The organism is Rhodanobacter sp. KK11, assembly GCF_033345435.1.
GTDB lineage: Bacteria > Pseudomonadota > Gammaproteobacteria > Xanthomonadales > Rhodanobacteraceae > Rhodanobacter.
Genome location: NZ_JAWPMI010000003.1, coordinates 283,196 through 303,069, shown reverse-complemented (window position 1 = coordinate 303,069; position 19,874 = coordinate 283,196). Strand labels below are relative to the sequence as shown.

Below are 19,874 nucleotides of genomic sequence, written 5' to 3'. Positions count from 1 at the left end.
GGCAAACCCCGCCTCACAGCGCCGACAGGAACGCCACCAGGTCGCTCTTCTGCTGCGTGCTCATGTGCACGTTGAAGCGGGTGTCGTAGAAGTCGACCACGTCCATCAGGGTCGCCGCCGAGCCGTTGTGGAAATACGGGGCGCGCGCCGCCAGGCCGCGCAGGATCGGCCCCTTGAACTTGCCGATGTCGGCCCACTTGCCGGTCAGCATGGCCAAGCCGGGGTCGGTGGTCTGTACGGTCTGGCCGGTGGCGACGTTGGTCAGGGTGTACAGCGGCAGATCCGGGGTGCGCCGGCCGGCGTCGGCGATGCCGATGTTCACCGGCAGCGCCACCGAATGGTTGCCGATGTTGGGCGCGTCGTGACAACTGCTGCAGCTGCCGTGGATCACGGCCAGGCCAGTCACGTCGTTGAGCCCGGCCACGCCGCTGATGGCGATCGGCATGGTATTGAACAGTTGCTCGCCGCGGGCGATGGCGGCGCGGGCGCGATCGCGTGGGGCGCGGCGCAGCAGCGCGCCGGGGTCGTCCCAGTGGTCGAACAGGCGCATCACGCGCGGGTCGAAGGCGTCGCCGGTGGGGTCGTTGCCGAGGGTGTCGTTGATGCCGACCCAGAAGCGCTGCTGGGCGAGGATGTCGGCGCCGCCCATGGCGTCGTCGCTGTTGAGCCGGCCGGCCTGGCGGTCGGCGATCTGCGCGGTGAACAGGTGCGACTCGAAATCCACGATCTGCCGGATCACCTCGTCGTCCGGCGCGACGGCCGCTTGTTCGTGGCCAAGGATGGCGTGGCGTGCCTGCGAGGCCAGGCTTTCACGCAGGTCTTCCATGTCGATGCCGGCGTCCATCGGTGGCTTGAACGGGGTATCGGTCTCGCGGCCGTCCCACATCACGGCGGTGTCCCAGATCAGATTGGTGGCCGGCAGCGGGCGGCGGAACAGCGACAGCTCGCGCGCGCTGGCGTAGCCGTAGGGGTCGTCGATGGCGGTGAGGCGGAACTCGGCATTGGCCGGCATCGCCATGCCGACGCGGATCACGCCACGGCTGAGCAGCATGGCGTAGGCGCTGCGCCGCGCGTAGACGGTGGAAACGTCGGCCAGCGGCGAGACCGCGCCGTCGACCGGGCGGAAGATCGGGTCGGTGCCGCCGGTCGCGGCGAAGCGCTGGCGCACCTCGTCGGCGGAGATCGTCCAGCCCTGCGCCTGGCGATGGCAGGAATTGCACGAGCGCCCGTTCGGGCCGAAGCTCCGGAAGAACGGGTTGCCGGTGTCGATGCGTCCGCTGGACGGGCTGGTCTGCAGCCAGCCCGAGGGATTGGCGGTGACCAGAGGAGTGGTTTGTGGGCCGCCCTGGGCGCGTGCCGCGCCGAGGCCGGCCAGCAGGATGAGCGCAGCCACGGCAGCCAGCCGCCGGCGCGCGTCCGCATGGATCGCGTGGTGATGGAACATGACGATGCGCCTCCCTGGTTGATCGTTGCGCCCCGGACCCGTGCGGTGGGTGGGCACTACGCAAAACACCATGGAAGCGGAAATTGCGACACGCGCCTGCTGCGCGCACGACGCGGCGGGAAGTCAGTGCATCAGCGCGCCGCAGGAGGCGACGGGACGGCGCAGCAGCGCCTCGGCGCCGGCCAGGGTGGGATGCGCGGCAAGGCCGCCGGCGTCGATCGCCGTGCCGGCGGCGCGGGCCTGCGCCGCGGCGTCGGCACAATCGCCGCTACGCGCCGCGGCGACGGCCAGCCACAGCTGCGCCGCCAGCCGGCGCGGATGCGCGGGCGGCAGTTCGCGGCTGGCGTCGCGGATCGCCGACGCCAGCCGTTCCTTCGCCGCGCCGGCCCTGCCCTGCGTCAGTTCGACCTGCGCCAACAGCGTGCGCACCCACAGCAGCTGCGGGTCGCCGCTGGGTGCAGCCGCGGCAAGGTCGCGATCGACCGTCGCCTGGAGGTCGCCGGGACATGGCGCGCCGGGCGCCTGGGTGCAGGCCAGCAGCAGGCGTGCTTCGGCAATCAGCGGCGGCAGCGGATACGGGTGCGTGCGCAGATCGGCGATGGCGGCCGGCAGCAACTCGCGCGCCTGCGCTGGCTGGCCTTGCAGCAGGTCGATGCCGGCCAGTTCGCTGTCCGCGCGGCCGATCCGCAGGCGGTTGGCCGGATCGTTGCTGTAGCGCCGGCGCGCGGCGTCGAGCAACTGGCGCGCCGCGGCCAGGTTGCCGCTTTCCACCTCGCCGAAGGCGGTGGCTTCCAGCGAATCGCCGTGCAGCGCGCTGTCCGCACCGAAGCCGCCGGCGGACCAGGCCTGCGCCTGCCCGCAACGCGCCTGCGCACTGGCGCGATCGGCCCGCAGCCCTTCCAGCACGCAGGCCTTCTGCGCGGCGTACACCTGGGTCAGCTGCGGCCGGCCACCGTTGCGTGCGTACATCGCCAGCGCCTGTGCAAACAGCGTGTGTGCCTGCGTCCAGTGGCCGGCGCGAAACGCCGACGAAGCCCAGCCGGCCAGCGTCAGGGTGGATTCATTGCTGGACCGGCCGAAGTGCGCCAGTTCGAACCGCCAGGTTCTGCGCCACATGGCGGTGGCCTCGTCGTAGCGGGCCAGCCCTTCCAGCGCGGAGGCGACGTCGTTGTAGCCGATGCCGACCCGCGGGTCGTCCGGCCCCCAGTTGGCGATGCGCTCGACCAGCGCCTCGCGAGCGAGATCCAGCGCGGCTTCGCCGCGCCCTTCGCTGTTCTCCACCGCGCCCAGCGGGCCGAGCAGGTCGATCAGCGCCTCGCCATGGATGCCTTGCGCCAGCATGCGCCGGTGGGCCAGGCGCAAGTCGGCGCCGCCGGCCGCGTAGTCTTCCGTGCGCACTTCGGCGTAGCCGCGTGCGGTGAGCGCGCGGATCGCCTCGATGGCGGACGGCGCCAGCGTCCGTTCGGACAGCGCGACGGCCCGGTTCGCCAGCTTGCGCGATTGCGCGACATCGCCGAGGTTCTCGTACAGTCGCGAGAACATCGCCAGCAGGTCCACGCGGCCGCCGTCGTCCAGTTGCGGCGAGTCGCCGAGTTTCGCCACGCCGCGCGCCAGCAACTCGTCCAGGCTGGGTTGCTTTGACGCGGCGACGCCGTAGCGGACCGGCGCGAACAGGCTCTCGACGAAATCCCGCACCGCGTTCGCCCGCGCCGCCTGTTGTCGCGCGACGTGGGCCTGCCACAGGGCAACCGACAGCGAAACCAGGACGGCCAGCATGAACACCGCGGTGGTGGCCACGCCGCCGCGGTGGCGGTCGACAAACTTGCTGGCCCGGTACCAGCGCGAAGGCGGATGGGCCAGCACCGGTTGACGGTCCAGATGGCGTTCGATGTCCTCGGCGAGTGCACCGGCCGAGGCGTAGCGGCGATCGGGCTCGCTGGCGGTGGCCTTCAGCACGATGTTGTCGAGGTCGCCGCGCAGCTTGCGCCGCAGCGTCGAGGCGCTGGCCGGCGCGGCACCGTAGGCGGTGATGATCGACGCCGGGCTGATCCGCGACGAGGGCGTGCCGCCGTCGCCGTCGACGTCGACGCGCCGGCGTCCGGTGACCAGCTCGTCCAGCAGCACGCCGAGCGCGTACACGTCGGTGGCGGTGGTGACCGGCTGCTGCGCGAACTGTTCCGGAGCGGCGTAGGCCGGGGTCAGCGCACGGTGCTGGGTGCGGATGGCGCCGGTCGCGTCCTCGTCGAGCAGTTTGGCGATGCCGAAATCAAGCAGCTTGACGCTGCCGTCGGCGGTGACCAGCACATTGGACGGCTTCAGGTCGCGGTGCACGATCAGCGCGCGGTGCGCCGTCTCAACCGCACGGCAGACCATCAGGAACAGCACCAGGCGCTGGTGCTGGCCCAGCCCGTGCTCGCGGGCGTAGCGCGTGATGGGCAGGCCATCGACCAGCTCCAGCGCGATGTAGGCAAGGCCGTGGTCGGTGATCCCGCCCTCGATCAGGTGCGCGATGCCGGGATGTTGCAGGCGTGCCAGCGCCTCGCGTTCGCGGCGGAACTGGCGCCGTGCGTCGCTGGTGTACAGGCCGCGCGCGAGCAGCTTGAGGGCTACTTCCTGGCGTACGCCATCCACCTCGCGGAACGCGCGGAACACGGTGGACGAGCCGCCCTCGCCCAGCACTTCGAGCAGCTCGAACGGGCCGATGCGGCTGCCTGCCGGCAGCGCCTCGGCGACGCTGCCGTCGCCGATCGCGCGCACGGCGCAGGCGGCGTCGCCGACCGGCAGCAGTTCGTCGTCGGTCGCGTCGGCGGCCAGCATGCGCTCGAGTGCGGCACGCTGCCGCGGGTCGGAGCAATGTTCCGCCAGCAGGCGCGCGCGCTCCGCTACAGGCAGCTCGAGGGCTGCCTCGAACAGCTCGCGCAGTGTCGCGGTGTGTTCTTCCACGACGTACTCCTCCCTCGCCCTGCCTTGCCCGATAAACCCCGAACGCCGGCCATTTGCGACGCCGGTCGGCATCCTCCTATTCCATGCGCGCCTTGATGAAGGCGCGGGCAAACCGCCAGTCGCGGTCGATGGTGCGGCGGGCCAGCCCGAGGGTCTCGCCTACCTGCTCCAGGCTGAGCCCGGCGAAGTAACGCAGTTCCACCACCTGGGCGGCGCGCGCGTCGGCCTGCTCGAGGGCGTCCAGCGCGGCATCCAGCGCCAGCGCCTGCTCGGCGGTGTCCAGCGCCAGTTTCAGATTACGATCGTCCACGGTGACCCGCAGCCACTGCCCGCCGGCACACAGACGCAGGCGATCACGCGCACGATTGATCAGCAGGTGGCGCATGGCGCGCGCGGCGTAGCTGAAGAATTGCGCCGGATGCTCGAACTGCAGCACCTGCCGCCGACCCATGCGCAGATACAACTCATGCACCAGTTCGGTGGTGTCCAGGGTGGCGTTGCGCTGGCCGGCCAGTTGCCGCGCGGCCATCGCCTTGAGGCGCGCGTAGACCGTGACGAACAGCGCATCCGCCGAACCGTCGATGGGCACTTGCCTGGTTCCGGGCATGGCGAAAACCCCTCCGTGCAGCCGCCATCCTTCACGGCCGCATCGTACGCCTCCGGCTGCCGGCCGGGGCGCCAGACCGAGCCCGGGCATCTGCTGCCGTGTTCGCGGTCCGAAGCGGCATCCGCTTCCGTTCACCCCGAGCTTGTCGAAGGATGGCGGAAAGAGCGTGCAGCTGGAGATCCGCCTCGTGGTGATGCCCTTCGGCAGGCTCAGGGCGAACCGGGTTTTATGGCCGGGGTGAACGGAGCCCAGGCTGGAGTCGCGGGTCGGTCGCGTCGCGTTCACGACGGCCTGCGCAAAGTGGGGCGAATCTGCCGGCGTCGAGGTCGGGCCGGGTGGCTTGCGGATTACAGCGGACAGGCGGTGCGGACATGCGGCGTTTCGTGGCGACGGTTGCATTGGGTCTGGTGCTGGGTGCCTGCTCGCCGCCGGCGGCGGTGGTCAAGCCGCCGTCGAAGGCGTTGCCGCCGGCCACGACCACGGCAGGCGCGCGCTACGTGCACGCCGTAGTGAAACAACACCAGGACAAGTCCGGCTTCCGCCTGCTCACCCGCAGCACCAACGCGTTGATGAGCCGGGTGGCGTTGGCCGATCACGCGCAACACTCGCTCGATCTGCAGTACTACATCTTCGACAACGACGCGACCGGGCGGCTGGTGGCGCAGCGGCTGCTGGCGGCGGCGGATCGCGGCGTGCGCGTGCGCCTGCTGGTGGACGACATCAACGCGGGCGAAGCGATCGACATGTTCGACGCGCTGGATACCCACCCGAACATCGAGGTGCGGCTGTTCAACCCGTTTGCCACGAAAAAACCATCCGTCTTCTCCCGGGCCACGCAGTTCCTGCTGGATGCGCCCCGGCTCAACCGGCGCATGCACAACAAGTCGTTCATCATGGACGGCAACGTCGCCATCGTCGGCGGCCGCAATATCGGCGACGCCTATTTCGATGCCGGCGACAGCACCAATTTCCGCGACCTCGACCTGATCGCGATCGGGCCGGTGGTGACGCAGGCGTCGCAGGCGTTCGACGACTACTGGAATTGCGACGCCGCCTATCCGGTGAAGGCCTTCAGCGGCAAGCATGCCGACCACTACGATCTGGCCAGGCTGCGGCTGGATCTGGCCCACGACGCGCGTGCGTTCGCGCAGTCGGATTACGCGCAGGCGACGCTGGATGAGCTGCCCCATGGCGCCTCCGCCGACCGCCCGGGCAAGTGGTTCTGGGGGCCGGCCACCCTGGTCGCCGACCAGCCGGAAAAGATCGAGGCCGGGCACGACCAGCCACAGTTGCGCATCGGTCCGGAGGTCAAGGCGCTCACCGACGGCGCGCAGCACGAGCTGCTGCTGATCTCGCCGTACTTCGTTCCCGGCGACAACGGCGCGCAGTATCTCGCGGCACTCGCGGCACGCGGCGTCACGGTGAAGGTGCTGACCAATTCGCTCGCCTCCAATGACGAGCCGGCAGTGTTCTCGGGCTACTCGCGCTACCGCCGTGCGCTGCTCGAAGGTGGCGTACAGCTGTACGAACTGCGTCCCGCCGCCGGAGCCGCCCAATCCGCCACCGCGGGCGGCACCTCGTCCGGCGTCAGCCTGCATGCGAAGGCGATCGTGGTGGACCGGCAGCAGGTGTTCATCGGTTCGATGAACATGGACGCCCGTTCGAAACTGCTGAACACCGAGATGGGCCTCATCGTCGATTGCCCGCCGCTGGCTGCGGCGGTGACCCAGTTCTTCGACACCGCCACCTTGCCCGCCAGTGCCTGGCACGTGATGCTGAAGACGGACGGCGGCGCCATGCAATGGCAGGCCAGCGACAACGGCAAACCGGTGAGCTACGACCGCGACCCCGGCGCCACCGCTCAGCGCCGCATCGAAGTGCAGATGCTCAAGCTGCTGCCGCTGGAAAGCCTGCTCTAGGCAGCCGGATGAAAGGACCCTGCCCCATGCTCCCCGCAACACGCCACCCTCCCGGCCGACCAGTCCCCGCATGCCTGTGCAGGACGCTGCTGACATGGCTGCTGTTCGTCCTGTTGCTGACGCCTGCGTTCGCCCGACAGTCCGTGCCGACGCCACCGACCGAGCAACAGAAGATCGACTACCTGATCGCCACGATCGCCACGCTGCACGGCGCCAGTTTCATCCGCAACGGCAGTGCCTACGATGGGGCACAGGCGGCCGCGCACATGCGCCTGAAGCTGCGCTTCGCCGGCAGCCGGGTGAAGACCGCGGATGACTTCATCGTCTACTGCGCCACCAGCTCGTCGGTATCCGGGGCTCGTTACTCCATCCGTTTCGCCGACGGCCACAGCATCGACGCCGCCACGTTCCTGCGCGGCAGGCTGGCCGCCTTTCGTACTCCGGATCCGGACACTTCCGTTCGTCCTTAGCCTGCCGAAGGTTGGACGAGTCGCGTGAGGCCGGGGACTGGCCCCGAGGCAACGTCGTTCGACAGGCTCAGGGAGAACGGAGCTTCGAGCGGGATCGCTCCGCGCTCAGCCGAAGGTGGCGTAGAGCGGTACGGCCGAAGCCAGCCGGGCGCCGGGGCGCCGGCCGTCGACGAAGGTGTGCAGGCGGCCGCCGACCACGGCGATCACCGGGCGTCCCGACAGGCGCAGCGCGGGGGATGCCGCCGGCGACTTGGCCAAGCCGATCTGATGCTCGGCGCGCATACGCGCGGCTTTGGCGGCGAACCAGGCTTTCGGACCGGCCAGCAAGGTGCCCGAAGCGGACTCCGCCTGGCGCGAGTACTCGATGCTCTGACGCAGATGGGCGAGGTGGTGCTCGTTGAAGGTCTCGCTCAGGGCGGTCGACTTGAACGGTGCTGCGACGTATTCGTCCAGCAGGCTGCCCAGCGCGGCCACCACGCGCAGCGTGATCCGGCGATTCGCGCGTTCCGCATGCGAAGCCCCGGTCGAGGCCTGCCAGATGCCATCGAGGGCCGCGGCCAGCGCGAGGTATTCCGCCTGGTTGAGCGGGCGCCGCGCCGGCGGCGCGTTGCGGCGGGCGATCAGCCACGCCTGGTCGGCGGCCGGCAGGGCGTGCGAGCGCCGTGCGACGCGCGCGCGCGCCTCCCTCATTGACAGGTCGCCGTCGGCCGCCAGCCGCAGCGATAGCGCCTCCTGGGTCAGCGGCTGCGCACGCGCGGCACCGTCGGCGCGGTACCAACGGCGGTATTCCAGCGTGGCCGGGTGGAACATGTCTTGCGGCGGCCGCAGCGTGACGCGTGCTTCGGCGGCGTAATCGAGCGAGGGAGCCATCGGCCGCAGGCCCTCGGCACGGGCGGCCAGCACCCGGGCGAGCAGGATTTCGGCGATGACCAGGTGCCGATGATAGGTCGCCCGGTGGTCGTGATCGGCTCGTGGAAAATATACGAAACGGATGCGGTTCGCGTTGCCGGTGCTGCAGGACCGGATGCCGGTTTTCGCCCCATGACAGCCCTGCCCCGCGATCCGGTGGCCAATCGGCAGCGCACGGTGCGCAGTAGGCAGGTCGCCCAGCAGGGTGTCGACGGGGAGAGCGGGAACAGCGATGGGCTGGGCCATGACGGCCTCTTTCACTTGCGCACTTGCGTCTGTCGGCACACTCACACCACAACCTTCGTCGCTGGGCGGCAGCCGCGGCGCGCGATCCTGCCAGCGCCTGAGCTGCCTGGGTACTGCTCATGCCATCCAGCCTGGATGGCCACGGCGCCACTTTTGCATCACCCGTGCCACAAAAATGTGCAGCAGCGCCCAATAACCAAACCTCGAGTCTGCTTGACGCATGGGCAGCCGGTCCGGGTGCTGCGCCGGCATTTCCCGGGCCAGGCCGGAAAACAGGCAAAATAGCCGGCTGGCGGCGCGCCTGCCTGCCTTTTGCACCGAACTACGGATGACCCTCTTGACGACCACACCTGCTCCCACGCCCCTGACCGACGACGCGGATACCGCCCTGCTGGAGCGCCTGCGTGCCGCGGCGGCCCTGCTGGAATCGGTGGCGGCCGATCGCCGACTGCTGGACCAACTGCCGGCGGACGACCGCCAGCGCCTGCACCAGGCGGTGGCGCAGGTCTACCACCCCGACCCGGTGGAGCGCCGGATCAAGCTGAAGGCAGCCGAGAAGGCGCGTCATGCCAGCAAGATCCAGACCGAGGAGAGCGTGCTGAACCAGACCGGCATCCGCACGCTGCGGCGCAAGCCGGTGTTCACCACGCCGAACGTGTTCGCGCCGGAAGGCTTCCTGCCGCACGACGTCCCGCCCGAGGCCGATGCCGCGCAGCCGCGCGAGTCGGTCGAGCCGAAGCACTGCTACGTGTGCAAGCGCAAGTACTCGGCCATCCATTTCTTCTACGACCAGCTGTGTCCCGAGTGCGCCGCGTTCAATTACGCCAAGCGCAGCGAGCTCGCCGACCTGCGCGGGCGCGTGGCGCTGCTCACCGGCGGCCGCGTGAAGATCGGCTACCAGGCCGGCCTGAAGCTGCTGCGCGCCGGCGCCGAGCTGATCGTCACCACCCGCTTTCCGCGCGATTCGGCGGCGCGCTACGCGGCCGAACCCGACTTCGCCGAATGGGGCCATCGCCTGCAGGTCTACGGTCTCGACCTGCGCCACACGCCCAGCGTGGAGGCGTTCTGCCAGGAACTGGTGGCCACCCGGCCGCGGCTGGACTTCATCATCAACAACGCCTGCCAGACCGTGCGCCGGCCGCCGGATTTCTACGCGCACATGATGGAAGGCGAAACCGCGGCGCTGCACGAACTGCCCGAGCACGTGCGCCGGCTGGTCGGTCACTACGAAGGCCTGCGCGGCGCGAACATCCTGCCTGAAGCCGGTGCGACGGCGTTAGCCGGCCGCGCTTCCGACCTGCCGGGGCTGCGCCGCGCCGCCGAGCTGTCGCAGCTGCCGCTGCTGCCTGAAGAGCTGCTGGTGCAGAGCCACCTGTTTCCCGAAGGCCGGCTCGACCAGGACCTGCAGCAGGTCGACCTGCGCAAGCGCAATTCGTGGCGGCTGCTGATGGCCGAAGTGCCGTCGGTGGAGCTGCTGGAGGTGCAGCTGGTGAATGCGATCGCACCGTTCATCATCAACGCGCGGTTGAAGCCGCTGATGCTGCGCACGGACGAGCGAGGCAAGCACATCGTCAACGTGTCGGCGATGGAAGGCCAGTTCTACCGCAGCTTCAAGACCACCCGCCACCCGCACACCAACATGGCCAAGGCCGCGTTGAACATGATGACGCGCACTTCCGCCACGGATTACCACAACGACGGCATCCACATGAACAGCGTGGATACCGGCTGGGTGACCGACGAGGACCCGGCCGAGCTGGCTGCCAAGAAGGTGCGGGAGGAACGCTTCCACCCGCCGCTGGACATCGTCGACGGCGCCGCCCGCATCGTCGACCCGATCATCCACGGCATCAACACCGGCGAGCACGTGTGGGGTCAGTTCCTGAAAGATTACCGGCCGACGGACTGGTGAGGCACGCCGGCTGCCGTAGCGACCGGCTCATACGACAAGATGCCCGGTGCTTTCCGGCACCGGGCATCTTGTGGCGAACGCGGCTTCAGATGGAAGGATCGCAGCCGGACCGTGTTTGCGCTGTTCCCCGTCGCTCTTGCGGGAAGCGGCGCGGTCCGCGCCCCTTACTGGTTGCTTGCGGATTCCGCGCAACCTTCCTGCGGGCAGGTGAAGTCGACCTTGATGCCACGACCCACCACCAGCTTGACGTTCGACCGTTGCTCGACAGCCTGGCCATCCTTCTCCAGCGTCACCGTATACACGCCGACCGGCAGCGCGCCGAGGGTGTAGCGGCCTTTGGCGTCCGCCTTGACGTGACGGCTTAGCCCGTTCGTGGTGCTCTTCGCCATGATGGTCTGGCCTGCCGGGGCCACGCCGAAAACGCTTCCTGCGGTGGACTGCGCGTTGACCGCGACGGATCCGGCACCGATGACGACGGCCAGCGCCAGGCTCCACGCCGAGAGACCGCGACGGCGCACGGGGCGGTTGTGCTCACTATGCATGCTGTTCATGTGACATCCTTATTTTTTCTGTAACGACCATGGGGATACGAGCCTGCAGAAATCATTTTCGGCAATCGGCTCATGGGGAGTACCGGACGGCTTGCCCGCCTGCCATGCGTTCAACTGATCAGCGCACGCAGCCTCACGTTTCCGTCCACGGCCAACCGACAAATGACCGGCATTGCCGGTTGACCGTGCGCAGCCTATGCGGACTCGCGGTGTCCGTCGAAGGGCCATAGGTCATGGGTATGCCTTATGGCCGCAGGGCCACGTGCGGGGCGTGATTCCGAGCGTGGGAAGTTCGCGATACGGCAACGATCCGTTTCCGGGACGATCATTTCAAGTTGATCCGTACGGCCCTATGTTGTCGGGCATGCGCCAGTCGGGCGCGACACGACATCGGGAGAACAGCCGTGATCGAACGCAGACCCTTCGACAGCCTGGGCGGGGCCGACCACGGCTGGCTCAAGGCGAAACATCATTTCTCGTTTGCCGGCTACCACGATGCCAGGCGCATGGGCTGGGGCGCGCTGCGCGTGTGGAACGACGACACCATCGCGCCGCAGACCGGCTTTCCGCCACACCCGCACGCGGACATGGAAATCATCACCTATGTGCGCGAGGGCGCGATCAGCCACAAGGACAGTCTGGGCAACGCCGGTCGTACCGAAGCCGGCGACGTGCAGGTGATGAGTGCCGGCACCGGCATCACCCATAGCGAGTACAACCGGGAGGGCGTGACCACGCGCATCTTCCAGATCTGGATCATCCCCGACGAGAACGGCAAGCCGCCGTCGTGGGGCGCGCGGCCGTTTCCCAAGAGCGATCGTTCGGGCCGCTTCGTGGCGTTGGCCAGCGGCTTCAAGGACGACACTGAGGCGTTGCCGCTGCGCACCGATGCACGCGTGCTCGGCGCCACCCTGAAAGCCGGCGAGAGCACCGAGTACGCGCTGGCTCCCGGACGTTACGCCTACCTGGTGCCGGCCACCGGCAAGGTGGAACTCAATGGCGTGAAGCTGGACGCCCGCGACGGCGCCGCGATCCGCCATGAGCCGGTACTGAAGATGACGGCGCTGGAAGACGCCGAGCTGGTGCTGGTCGACACCGCGCCCTGAGCTTCAGGTATGCCGGCCGTCCCGGTGGCGGGGCTCACCCGGCACGCTTCCGTCGCGATGGGCGGGCCGGCGCAGCCCCGTTCGAATTCGACCGCAAGACCCGGAGTGCTGCGGCGGTTGCCGGTCCGTAGATTGCGCCTTGAGCGATAATCCGACGGAAGGAACAGCCATGAAAACCTCCGACAAACAGGCGGCACGTGCCGCCACCCTTGCCGACCCGCGCTGGGATGCAGTGCAGGCGCGCGACGCGCACGCCGACGGCAGCTTTGTCTATTCGGTGCGCAGCACCGGCGTGTACTGCCGGCCCTCCTGCGCTGCGCGTGCAGCTCGCCCCGAGAATGTGGTGTTCCATGCCACCGCCGCCGAGGCGGAGCGCGCCGGCTTTCGCCCGTGCAAGCGCTGCCGGCCCGACCAGCCGTCGCTGGCGGAGCAGCATGCGGCGATGGTCACCGCGGCCTGCCGCGCGATCGAGCAGGCCGAGACCGCGCCCACGCTCGAGCAACTGGCGAAACCGGCCGGGCTCAGCCCGTTCCATTTCCATCGCGTGTTCAGGGCGCTCACCGGCGTGACCCCGAAGCAGTACGCCACGGCACATCGCAGCCGTCGCGTGCGCAATGAACTGGAGCGCGGTGCCTCGGTGACCGCGGCGATCTTCGACGCCGGCTACAATGCCAGCAGCCGCTTCTACGAAAATGCCGACCGGATGCTGGGCATGACGCCTTCCAGCTACCGTGCCGGCGGCGCCGACAGCGAGATCCGCTTCGCCATCGGCGAATGCTCGCTGGGGGCGATCCTGGTCGCGCAGAGCGCGCGCGGCGTGTGCGCGATCCTGCTCGGCGACGACCCGGACGCACTGGCGCGCGACCTGCAGGATCGCTTCCCCAAGGCCCGGCTGATCGGCGGCGATCGCGACTACGAGCGGCTGGTGGCGCAGGTGGTCGGCTTCGTCGAGGCGCCGGCGATCGGCCTGGACCTGCCGCTGGACGTGCGCGGCACCGCGTTCCAGCAGCGGGTGTGGCAGGCGCTGCGCGAGATTCCGGTCGGCAGCACCGCCAGCTACAGCGAGATCGCGCGGCGCATCGGTTCGCCCGCGGCCACGCGGGCGGTGGCGCAGGCCTGCGCCAGCAATCTGCTGGCGGTGGCGATTCCGTGCCATCGCGTAGTGCGCAACGACGGCGGCCTGTCAGGCTACCGCTGGGGCGTGCAGCGCAAGCGCGCGTTGCTGGAGCGTGAGGCGCAGGCATGAATGCGCAATGGCGCCCTGCCCTCGAAACCGACCCGCGGCTGCAGGTGTACGACTGGAGCGGGATCGCCGATGAACTCGATGCGCACGGCTGCGCGATGCTGGAGGCACTGCTGTCGCCGCAGGAGTGCGCGGCGCTGGCCGGCATGTACGCGGACGACGGGCGCTTCCGCAGCCGCGTGGTGATGGGTCGCCACGGTTTCGGTCGTGGCGAATACCGTTACTTCAACTACCCGTTGCCCGAGCTGGTGGCCGGGCTGCGCGCTGCGGTCTACCCACGACTGGCGCCGATCGCGAACCGCTGGAGCGCGTCGATGGGGCTGGCCGTGCGATACCCCGAAACGCATGCCGACTTCATCGCGCGCTGCCATGCCGCCGGCCAGCGGCGCCCCACCCCGTTGCTGCTGCAGTACGGCGCGGGCGACTACAACTGCCTGCACCAGGATCTGTATGGCGAGCACGTGTTTCCGTTGCAGCTGGCGATTTTGCTGTCCGCACCGGGACGCGACTTCAGCGGCGGCGAATTCGTGCTGACCGAGCAGCGCCCGCGCATGCAGTCCCGCGCCGAGGTGGTGCCGCTGCGCCAGGGCGATGCGGTGCTGTTCGCGGTGCACCAGCGGCCGATGCGGGGCACGCGCGGCAGCTACCGGGTGAACCTGCGCCACGGCGTCAGCCGCGTGCGCAGCGGTCGCCGGCACACCCTCGGCATCATCTTTCACGACGCCGCATGACCACGGCCGACCTGTTCGCCGCCAGCCAGACACCCCGCCGCGACGAGCCGCTGGGCGACGGCGCGATGGTGCTGCGCGGCTTCGCCCTGGCCGAAGAGGCGCCGTTGCTGCAGGCCGTCGCGGCCATCGCGGCGCAGGCGCCGTTCCGCCACCTGGTCACGCCCGGCGGCTTGCGCATGTCGGTAGCGATGACCAATGCCGGGCCACTGGGTTGGGTCAGCGATCATCGCGGCTATCGCTACGATCCGATCGACCCGGACAGCGGTCGACCGTGGCCGCCGCTGCCGCCGGCATTCATGCGCCTGGCGGTGGCTGCCGCCGCGCGCGCCGGCTTTCCTGGCTTCGTGCCGGACGCCTGCCTGCTCAACCGCTACGAACCCGGCAGCCGGCTCAGCCTGCACCAGGACCGTGACGAGCGTGACCTCGGGCTACCGATCGTGTCGGTGTCGCTGGGCATCCCGGCGATGTTCCGGTTCGGCGGCCTGCGGCGCACCGACCCCGTGCAGCGCGTGCCGCTGGTGCATGGCGACGTGGTGGTGTGGGGTGGAGCGGCGCGGCTGCGCTTCCACGGCGTGCTGCCGCTGAAGCCGAACCATCACGAGGCACTAGGCGAGTGCCGCATCAACCTCACCTTCCGCAAGGCCGGCTAGGTGCAGCGAGGTACGGATGCCGCGCGTTTTCTCGCCGCGCTCGACGCCGACTGGGCGCGCCTCGTGGCGCAGGCCGGCCCGTGCGCACACGTCGCCAGGCCCACGCGCGAGCCGTACGAAACGCTGGTGCGTGCGGTGGCCTACCAGCAACTGCACGTGAAGGCCGGCGACGCGATCCTGGCGCGGCTGCTGGCGCTGCATCCGCAGCGGGCGTTTCCGTTGCCGGCGCAACTGCTCGACGCCGACGTCGCCACCCTGCGCGGCTGCGGTTTTTCGGCACGCAAGATCGAGACGATCCGCGGCATCGCCGCGGCCACGGTTGGCGGCGTCGTTCCCGACCTGGCCACGGCACTGGCGCTGCCGGACGAGGAACTGATCGCCCGGCTCTGCCTGCTGAAAGGCATCGGCCGCTGGACCGCGGAAATGTTCCTGATCTACGGCCTGGACCGGCCCGACATCCTGCCGGTGGACGACTTCGGCGTGCGTGAAGGCTACCGCCTGCTGAAGTCGCTGGACACGGCGCCCGCGCCGAAGGCACTGGCCGTGATCGGCGCGGCCTGGAGCCCGTACCGCACCGCCGCAGCCTGGTACCTGTGGCGCGTGCCGCGGCCGCCGAAGGCAAAGGCTAGGGAGCCGGCGGGCTGACGCCCAACCGGTGTCCGTACACCAGTTTGCCGCCCAGCCAGCCGGCCACGCCAAGGCACAGGAAGCCCAGCACGCTCAGTCCGATCGCCGGCAGCCCGGGCGCGATGAAATGCGTGCCGTGCAGGCGCAGGAACAGGCTGGCCACGTAGCAGCAGAGCGCGCCCATCACCATCAGCATGTGCCGGTTGACGTCCTTGATCGCCGGGTTGTCCTGGGCCAGCTTGGCCAGTTCGAGCAGGCCGGCCAGCATGGCGGGGATCGCGAAGCCGATCCCCGCCAGCAGCAACACGCCGGCGAACCGCCACGCCGGCTCGCCCCAGGCCAGGCTGGCCAGATCCGCCGCCGTGGCCAGCGACCAGCAGGCGATCGGAAAATGCACCAGGGCCGGATGCAGCGGATGGCGCATGGCGGCGGCTCAGGCCAGCAGCAGGCTGAGCAGGGTCAGGAAGCCGACCACCGCGACACCGGCGTGCACCAACACCACGACCTTCGGCGCGACCTGCTTGCGCAGATGGAACGAGGCGAGAAAGAAACCGCCCAGTGCCGCCAGCACCAGCAGGGCCAGCGCCGCGGTGAGCCGCCCCGGCGCCGCACCCTGCAGCACCACGAGGATCAGCAACACCAGGCCGCTGGCGCCAAGCAGCGCGTGCAGCGCCGAAATCGCCCACGGCGCCAGCTTGCCGCGCAGCACGCTGGAAGCCAGCACCAGACCGCCGATGGCGGCAACCGCAAAAACCAGAATCGCATAGAGCAGCATGTCGTTTCCCCCGGGTGGTGCGTTGATGAAGTGGACAGCTGCCGATCCGATGCGGCGACGCCTCCTAAGGTTCCCGCGCCCGGCGGGCGGCCTCGGCACGCCCTCGACCATGGTGCAAATGCCCGTCCCGCCCCGGCTTGCTACCCTCGCCGGATCGTCCGGTCCGCGAGGCAAGCATGGCATCCATCCACGGCATCCACACCATCGACACCGGCTTCGTGCGGCCGCGGTTCGACGCAGCCTATCTGGTGGTCGAGCACGGCCGCGGCGCCTTCATCGACTGCGGCACGAACTTCGCCGTGCCGCGCATGCTGGCGGCGCTGGACGATGCCGGGATTTCCGTTGCCGCGGTGGACTGGCTGATCCTCACCCACGTGCACCTGGACCATGCTGGCGGCGCCGGCGAATTGATCGCGCAGCTGCCGAACGCGAAGCTGGTGGTGCATCCGCGCGGCGCCCGGCACATGATCGATCCCGCCGCGCTGTGGGCCGGCGCCAGCGCGGTGTACGGCGAGTCGGTGATGGAGCAGACCTATGGCCGGCTGCGCCCGATCCCCGCCGAGCGCGTGGTCGAGGCGGCGGACGGCCACGTCGTCGATCTCGCCGGCCGTGCCTTGTGCTGCCTCGACACGCCCGGCCACGCGCGCCACCACATCGCCATCCACGACGCGCGCGCCGATGTGTGTTTCACCGGTGACGTATTCGGCCTGTCGTACCGCGACTTCGACACCGCGCGCGGCCCGTTCATCCTGCCCACCACCTCGCCAGTGCAGTTCGATCCCGAAGCGCTGCATGCCTCGATCGAGCGACTGGTCGCGCTGCGGCCGCAGGCGATGTACCTCACCCACTATGGCCGGGTGGAGGAAGTCGGGCGTCTGGCGGCGGACCTGCACGTGCAGATCGACGCGATGGTCGAACTGGCCTGCGCCGCGCACGGCAGGCCCGACCGGCATGCCGTGCTGGCGGAATCGCTCACCAGGCTTTACGCGACCCGCGCCGAGGCCCATGGCTGGCACCAGGGGCGCGAGGTGCTGCGCCAGTTGCTGGGCATGGACATCGAACTGAACGCGCAGGGGCTGGAGGTGTGGCTGGGCCGCTGAGCTTCGGTCGCGGCTGCTTCACTGGCCGCGCGCGTCCTGCCGCTCTTTCGCCAGGCGTGCCTCGAAGCGCGGTTCTGCAGCCGCGGCATAGGCGCGACAAGCATTGGTGTCGATCAGCGCCGCCGGCGAATGCTCGCGATCACGTGCGGCGATCTTCTGCATGAAGCCGCTGGCCTCGGGGTGCGGGGTGATCAGAATGTCGCAGGGCAACGCGGCGACCGTCGCGAAGGATCGGCGGAAACCTGCCACCCGTGCCGGGTCGTCGGTATAACGAAAGTCGTCGCGGCTCAGCGCGGTGAGGCTGTCGACGTAGGCCAACGCCAGGCAACGTTCCTTCTCGCACGATCGCCAGGTCCACGACGTGCCGCCGGGCGTGTGGCCCGGCGTGTAATGCGCCGTGACCGCGATCGACCCCACCCGCGCGGCCGCGCCGTCGGCGACCACTTCCACCGAGGCCACCACCGGATACGGTGTCGCCATGCCGTACTGCGGATCATCCGGGTCGTTGCCGCCGGAGCGCAGCTCCTTCGCCCCGGCCGCGCTGGCGGCTACCGTGGCACCGCTGTCGTGCGCGAGCCCGGCGATGGCGCCGGCGTGGTCGAAATGCGCATGCGAGTTCAGGATCAGCTTCACGTCACGCAGGCGGAAGCCGAGCGCGCGGATGTTCGCCTCGATCTGCGCCACATTGCCTGGCAGCGTGCCGTCGATCAGCACATGGCCCTGCGGCGAGGTGATCAGGATCGCACTCAGCCCCTGCGTGCCCACGTACCAGCTGTTGCCGTAGATGCGGAACGGCTGCTGCGGTTGGCTCCAGCTCGCCGTCTGTGCGTGCGCCAGGCCGCCCAGGATCAGGCCGGCGCCGATCCACAGCGTGCGGATGATTCGGTTCATGCGGAACTCCGTGGTGGGGGCGAAGCGGGCATGGTAGCCGCCCACGAAGAACCTGCACTGGCGCGTTGCGGGCGAATCGCGGGCAGTGCGCGGCCGCTTCAGGCCAGCCGGGTGCCGTTCGGTACCGGCCGCTCGACCGCCGTGACCACCACGCCCTGGTCGGTGGGAAAACCGGTCAGCAGGAACTGCGAGCGGAACGGGCCGATCTGTTTTTCCGGGAAGTTGATCACGCCCACGATCTGTCGGCCGACGAGATCTTCCGCGCGGTACAGCGCGGCGATCTGCGCGCTGGTCTTCTTCTCGCCGTAGGGGCCGAAATCCACCCATACCTTCCACGCCGGCTTGCGCGCCTCGGGGAACGGTTCCACTTTCGTCACCGTGCCGGCGACGATCAGGACTTTCTCGAAATCGGCCCAGCTGATTTCGGGGGGATTCGTTGCACTCATCCTTCCAGCCTCGTTTTCAGACAGTCGCGGCTTTGCTGCCACCAGTAGCTGGCCTGCGCCGCAAGATAACCGAACGGGCGATGGGTGCTGCCCAGGTCGTAGCCGGCAAACCGTTTCCAGCCATCATCGCCCTCGGCGATCGCCGCTGCCAGCAGTTCGCCGGCCGCGCAGGTCGGCGCCAGACCATGGCCACCGAAGGCCTGGGCCCACCACAGCCCATGGCCGTCACCGCCGATTTGCGGCATCTGGTGCCGCGCGTAGCTCATCAGGCCCGACCATGCGTACTCGATCGGTACGCCCGCCAACTGCGGGAACACGCGCAGCAGGTCCCTCGTCAGCAACCGCTGCACCCCGCGCGGCGAACGGTTGAGCACCGAGATGCGCCCGCCCCACAGCAGCCGCGTGTCAGGCAGCGCCCGGTAGTAGTCGAACGCGAAGCGGCTGTCGTAGACCGCCGCACGGGTGTGCAGGCACTCGTCCAGGCGTTCGCCGAGCGGTTCGGTCACCATCACGTAGGTGGCGATCGGCAGGATCGCCCGGTCGATCGGTTTGCGCAGCCCGGCCAGATAGCCGCCGCAGGCCAGTACCACCTGATCGGCCAGCAGCTCGCCCTGCGCCGTGCGCAGGCGCCATTGCAGGCCTTCGCGCACGAGGCTGCGCACGCCGCTGTACTCGTGGATGCGCACGCCCTGCCCGGCTGCCGCGGCGGCCAGGCCGATCGCGTAGTTGAGCGGATGCAAGTGCAGCGCATCGCGTTCGTACAGGCCGTCGTGGTAGCGCTCGCTGCGCACCAGCGCGCGCAGTTCGGTCTCGGGCAGCCAGTGCCATTGCACGCCGTAATGGTCGGCCAGCAACTGCTGGCGCCGGCGCAGCACGGCCGGATCGCGGAACCAGTTGGCCCAGATCACGCCCTCGTCGACCGCATCGCAGGCGATCGCGTAGTCGGCCACGCGCCGGCGGATCCGCCCGACCGCCTCGGTGGTGAGCTTGAACAGCGCATGTGCACGGGTCTCGCCCTGCTGATCGAGCAGCGCCTGCTCGCCCAGCGAGTAGCCGGCGAAGACGAAGCCGCCATTGCGGCCGGACGCGCCGAAACCGACCTGCTCGCGTTCCAGCAACACCACGTCGCGCACGCCGCGCTCGGCCAGTCCGAGTGCGGTGTTCAGGCCGGCAAAGCCGCCGCCGACCACGGCGACGCGCGCATGCGCGCTGCCCTGCAGCGGCGCCCAGGTCGGGTACGGCGTGGCCGTGGCGCGGTAGTAGGACGTGGACGAAGACGATTTCATGCTGCAGCGACGGGTGGC

Annotated in this window: 19 protein-coding genes; 9 read left to right on the top strand and 10 right to left on the bottom strand. The window is 69.5% G+C overall.

The window, feature by feature from the left end:
• Positions 1 to 13: 13 nt before the first annotated feature.
• The 3 genes from R5H19_RS09300 to R5H19_RS09290 form a co-directional block, all read right to left on the bottom strand.
• Positions 14 to 1,444, bottom strand: coding sequence for a cytochrome c peroxidase (locus tag R5H19_RS09300; protein WP_318158711.1), 1,431 nt, complete (start codon positions 1,442 to 1,444; stop codon positions 14 to 16).
• Positions 1,445 to 1,567: 123 nt separating this feature from the next.
• The gene (locus R5H19_RS09295; RefSeq protein ID WP_318158710.1) at positions 1,568 to 4,387 is read right to left on the bottom strand and encodes a protein kinase; all 2,820 of its coding nucleotides are present in this window, start codon (positions 4,385 to 4,387) and stop codon (positions 1,568 to 1,570) included.
• 76 nt (positions 4,388 to 4,463) lie between these two features.
• Complete coding sequence (locus R5H19_RS09290; RefSeq protein WP_318158709.1) at positions 4,464 to 4,976, bottom strand: ECF-type sigma factor; 513 nt, start codon at positions 4,974 to 4,976, stop codon at positions 4,464 to 4,466.
• A gap of 389 nt (positions 4,977 to 5,365) precedes the next feature.
• On the opposite strand from R5H19_RS09290, the gene R5H19_RS09285 reads away from it, so the two are divergent.
• Both R5H19_RS09285 and R5H19_RS09280 read left to right on the top strand, forming a co-directional pair.
• A complete protein-coding gene (locus R5H19_RS09285) occupies positions 5,366 to 6,913 on the top strand; it encodes a phospholipase D family protein (RefSeq protein WP_318158708.1) in 1,548 nt (515 codons plus the stop codon).
• A gap of 143 nt (positions 6,914 to 7,056) precedes the next feature.
• Positions 7,057 to 7,383: a DUF5329 family protein gene (locus tag R5H19_RS09280; protein WP_318158707.1), complete on the top strand. Its 327-nt coding sequence runs from the start codon at positions 7,057 to 7,059 to the stop codon at positions 7,381 to 7,383.
• Between the two features lie 105 nt (positions 7,384 to 7,488).
• On the opposite strand, the gene R5H19_RS09275 is transcribed toward R5H19_RS09280, so the two are convergent.
• Positions 7,489 to 8,538, bottom strand: a complete 1,050-nt coding sequence (locus tag R5H19_RS09275; protein WP_318158706.1) for a hypothetical protein — start codon at positions 8,536 to 8,538, stop codon at positions 7,489 to 7,491.
• Positions 8,539 to 8,866: 328 nt separating this feature from the next.
• Between R5H19_RS09275 and R5H19_RS09270 the strand changes: the two genes are divergently transcribed.
• Positions 8,867 to 10,450: an SDR family oxidoreductase gene (locus tag R5H19_RS09270; protein ID WP_318158705.1), complete on the top strand. Its 1,584-nt coding sequence runs from the start codon at positions 8,867 to 8,869 to the stop codon at positions 10,448 to 10,450.
• A 164-nt stretch (positions 10,451 to 10,614) separates the two neighbouring features.
• On the opposite strand, the gene R5H19_RS09265 is transcribed toward R5H19_RS09270, so the two are convergent.
• On the bottom strand, positions 10,615 to 11,001 hold the full coding sequence (locus R5H19_RS09265) for a carboxypeptidase-like regulatory domain-containing protein (RefSeq protein WP_318158704.1): 387 nt from the start codon (positions 10,999 to 11,001) through the stop codon (positions 10,615 to 10,617).
• A gap of 404 nt (positions 11,002 to 11,405) precedes the next feature.
• Between R5H19_RS09265 and R5H19_RS09260 the strand changes: the two genes are divergently transcribed.
• From R5H19_RS09260 to R5H19_RS09240, 5 genes are all read left to right on the top strand, one after another.
• Positions 11,406 to 12,107, top strand: a complete 702-nt coding sequence (locus R5H19_RS09260) for a pirin family protein (protein ID WP_318158703.1) — start codon at positions 11,406 to 11,408, stop codon at positions 12,105 to 12,107.
• 169 nt (positions 12,108 to 12,276) lie between these two features.
• Positions 12,277 to 13,353 (top strand): bifunctional DNA-binding transcriptional regulator/O6-methylguanine-DNA methyltransferase Ada, encoded by a 1,077-nt coding sequence (gene ada, locus R5H19_RS09255; RefSeq protein ID WP_318158702.1) that lies wholly within the window; start codon positions 12,277 to 12,279, stop codon positions 13,351 to 13,353.
• Complete coding sequence (locus R5H19_RS09250) at positions 13,350 to 14,081, top strand: 2OG-Fe(II) oxygenase (RefSeq protein ID WP_318158701.1); 732 nt, start codon at positions 13,350 to 13,352, stop codon at positions 14,079 to 14,081. The genes ada and R5H19_RS09250 overlap by 4 nt, the downstream gene beginning before the upstream one ends.
• Complete coding sequence (gene alkB / locus R5H19_RS09245) at positions 14,078 to 14,731, top strand: DNA oxidative demethylase AlkB (protein ID WP_318158700.1); 654 nt, start codon at positions 14,078 to 14,080, stop codon at positions 14,729 to 14,731. The genes R5H19_RS09250 and alkB overlap by 4 nt, the downstream gene beginning before the upstream one ends.
• The gene (locus R5H19_RS09240) at positions 14,732 to 15,376 is read left to right on the top strand and encodes a DNA-3-methyladenine glycosylase (protein WP_318158699.1); all 645 of its coding nucleotides are present in this window, start codon (positions 14,732 to 14,734) and stop codon (positions 15,374 to 15,376) included.
• Here R5H19_RS09240 and R5H19_RS09235 read toward each other — a convergent pair.
• Together R5H19_RS09235 and R5H19_RS09230 are read right to left on the bottom strand one after the other, a co-directional pair.
• Positions 15,357 to 15,782: a DUF2231 domain-containing protein gene (locus R5H19_RS09235; protein WP_318158698.1), complete on the bottom strand. Its 426-nt coding sequence runs from the start codon at positions 15,780 to 15,782 to the stop codon at positions 15,357 to 15,359. The genes R5H19_RS09240 and R5H19_RS09235 overlap by 20 nt on opposite strands.
• Positions 15,783 to 15,791: 9 nt before the next feature.
• Positions 15,792 to 16,133 (bottom strand): hypothetical protein, encoded by a 342-nt coding sequence (locus tag R5H19_RS09230; protein WP_318158697.1) that lies wholly within the window; start codon positions 16,131 to 16,133, stop codon positions 15,792 to 15,794.
• A gap of 176 nt (positions 16,134 to 16,309) precedes the next feature.
• Between R5H19_RS09230 and R5H19_RS09225 the strand changes: the two genes are divergently transcribed.
• Entirely contained in the window at positions 16,310 to 17,233 is a 924-nt protein-coding gene (locus tag R5H19_RS09225) for an MBL fold metallo-hydrolase (protein WP_318158696.1), read from the top strand.
• Between the two features lie 18 nt (positions 17,234 to 17,251).
• On the opposite strand, the gene bla is transcribed toward R5H19_RS09225, so the two are convergent.
• From bla to R5H19_RS09210, 3 genes are all read right to left on the bottom strand, one after another.
• Positions 17,252 to 18,124 carry a subclass B3 metallo-beta-lactamase gene (bla, locus tag R5H19_RS09220; protein WP_318158695.1) on the bottom strand — a complete coding sequence of 291 codons (873 nt, stop codon included), beginning with the start codon at positions 18,122 to 18,124 and terminating at the stop codon, positions 17,252 to 17,254.
• Positions 18,125 to 18,222: 98 nt separating this feature from the next.
• Positions 18,223 to 18,570: a tRNA-binding protein gene (locus tag R5H19_RS09215; protein WP_318158693.1), complete on the bottom strand. Its 348-nt coding sequence runs from the start codon at positions 18,568 to 18,570 to the stop codon at positions 18,223 to 18,225.
• The gene (locus R5H19_RS09210) at positions 18,567 to 19,856 is read right to left on the bottom strand and encodes an FAD-binding oxidoreductase (protein WP_318158692.1); all 1,290 of its coding nucleotides are present in this window, start codon (positions 19,854 to 19,856) and stop codon (positions 18,567 to 18,569) included. Before R5H19_RS09210 ends, R5H19_RS09215 begins: the two co-directional genes overlap by 4 nt.
• Positions 19,857 to 19,874 lie beyond the last annotated feature (18 nt).

What these genes read in the sequence shown, in the direction of transcription:
- R5H19_RS09210 (WP_318158692.1), bottom strand. Translation starts at nt 19,856, where the DNA reads ATGAAATCGTCTTCGTCCACGTCCTACTACCGCGCCACGGCCACGCCG.
- R5H19_RS09265 (WP_318158704.1), bottom strand. Translation starts at nt 11,001, where the DNA reads ATGAACAGCATGCATAGTGAGCACAACCGCCCCGTGCGCCGTCGCGGT.
- bla (WP_318158695.1), bottom strand. Translation starts at nt 18,124, where the DNA reads ATGAACCGAATCATCCGCACGCTGTGGATCGGCGCCGGCCTGATCCTG.
- alkB (WP_318158700.1), top strand. Translation starts at nt 14,078, where the DNA reads ATGACCACGGCCGACCTGTTCGCCGCCAGCCAGACACCCCGCCGCGAC.
- R5H19_RS09270 (WP_318158705.1), top strand. Translation starts at nt 8,867, where the DNA reads ATGACCCTCTTGACGACCACACCTGCTCCCACGCCCCTGACCGACGAC.
- R5H19_RS09275 (WP_318158706.1), bottom strand. Translation starts at nt 8,538, where the DNA reads ATGGCCCAGCCCATCGCTGTTCCCGCTCTCCCCGTCGACACCCTGCTG.
- R5H19_RS09230 (WP_318158697.1), bottom strand. Translation starts at nt 16,133, where the DNA reads ATGCTGCTCTATGCGATTCTGGTTTTTGCGGTTGCCGCCATCGGCGGT.
- R5H19_RS09250 (WP_318158701.1), top strand. Translation starts at nt 13,350, where the DNA reads ATGAATGCGCAATGGCGCCCTGCCCTCGAAACCGACCCGCGGCTGCAG.
- R5H19_RS09225 (WP_318158696.1), top strand. Translation starts at nt 16,310, where the DNA reads ATGGCATCCATCCACGGCATCCACACCATCGACACCGGCTTCGTGCGG.
- R5H19_RS09285 (WP_318158708.1), top strand. Translation starts at nt 5,366, where the DNA reads ATGCGGCGTTTCGTGGCGACGGTTGCATTGGGTCTGGTGCTGGGTGCC.
- R5H19_RS09235 (WP_318158698.1), bottom strand. Translation starts at nt 15,782, where the DNA reads ATGCGCCATCCGCTGCATCCGGCCCTGGTGCATTTTCCGATCGCCTGC.
- ada (WP_318158702.1), top strand. Translation starts at nt 12,277, where the DNA reads ATGAAAACCTCCGACAAACAGGCGGCACGTGCCGCCACCCTTGCCGAC.
- R5H19_RS09300 (WP_318158711.1), bottom strand. Translation starts at nt 1,444, where the DNA reads ATGTTCCATCACCACGCGATCCATGCGGACGCGCGCCGGCGGCTGGCT.
- R5H19_RS09215 (WP_318158693.1), bottom strand. Translation starts at nt 18,570, where the DNA reads ATGAGTGCAACGAATCCCCCCGAAATCAGCTGGGCCGATTTCGAGAAA.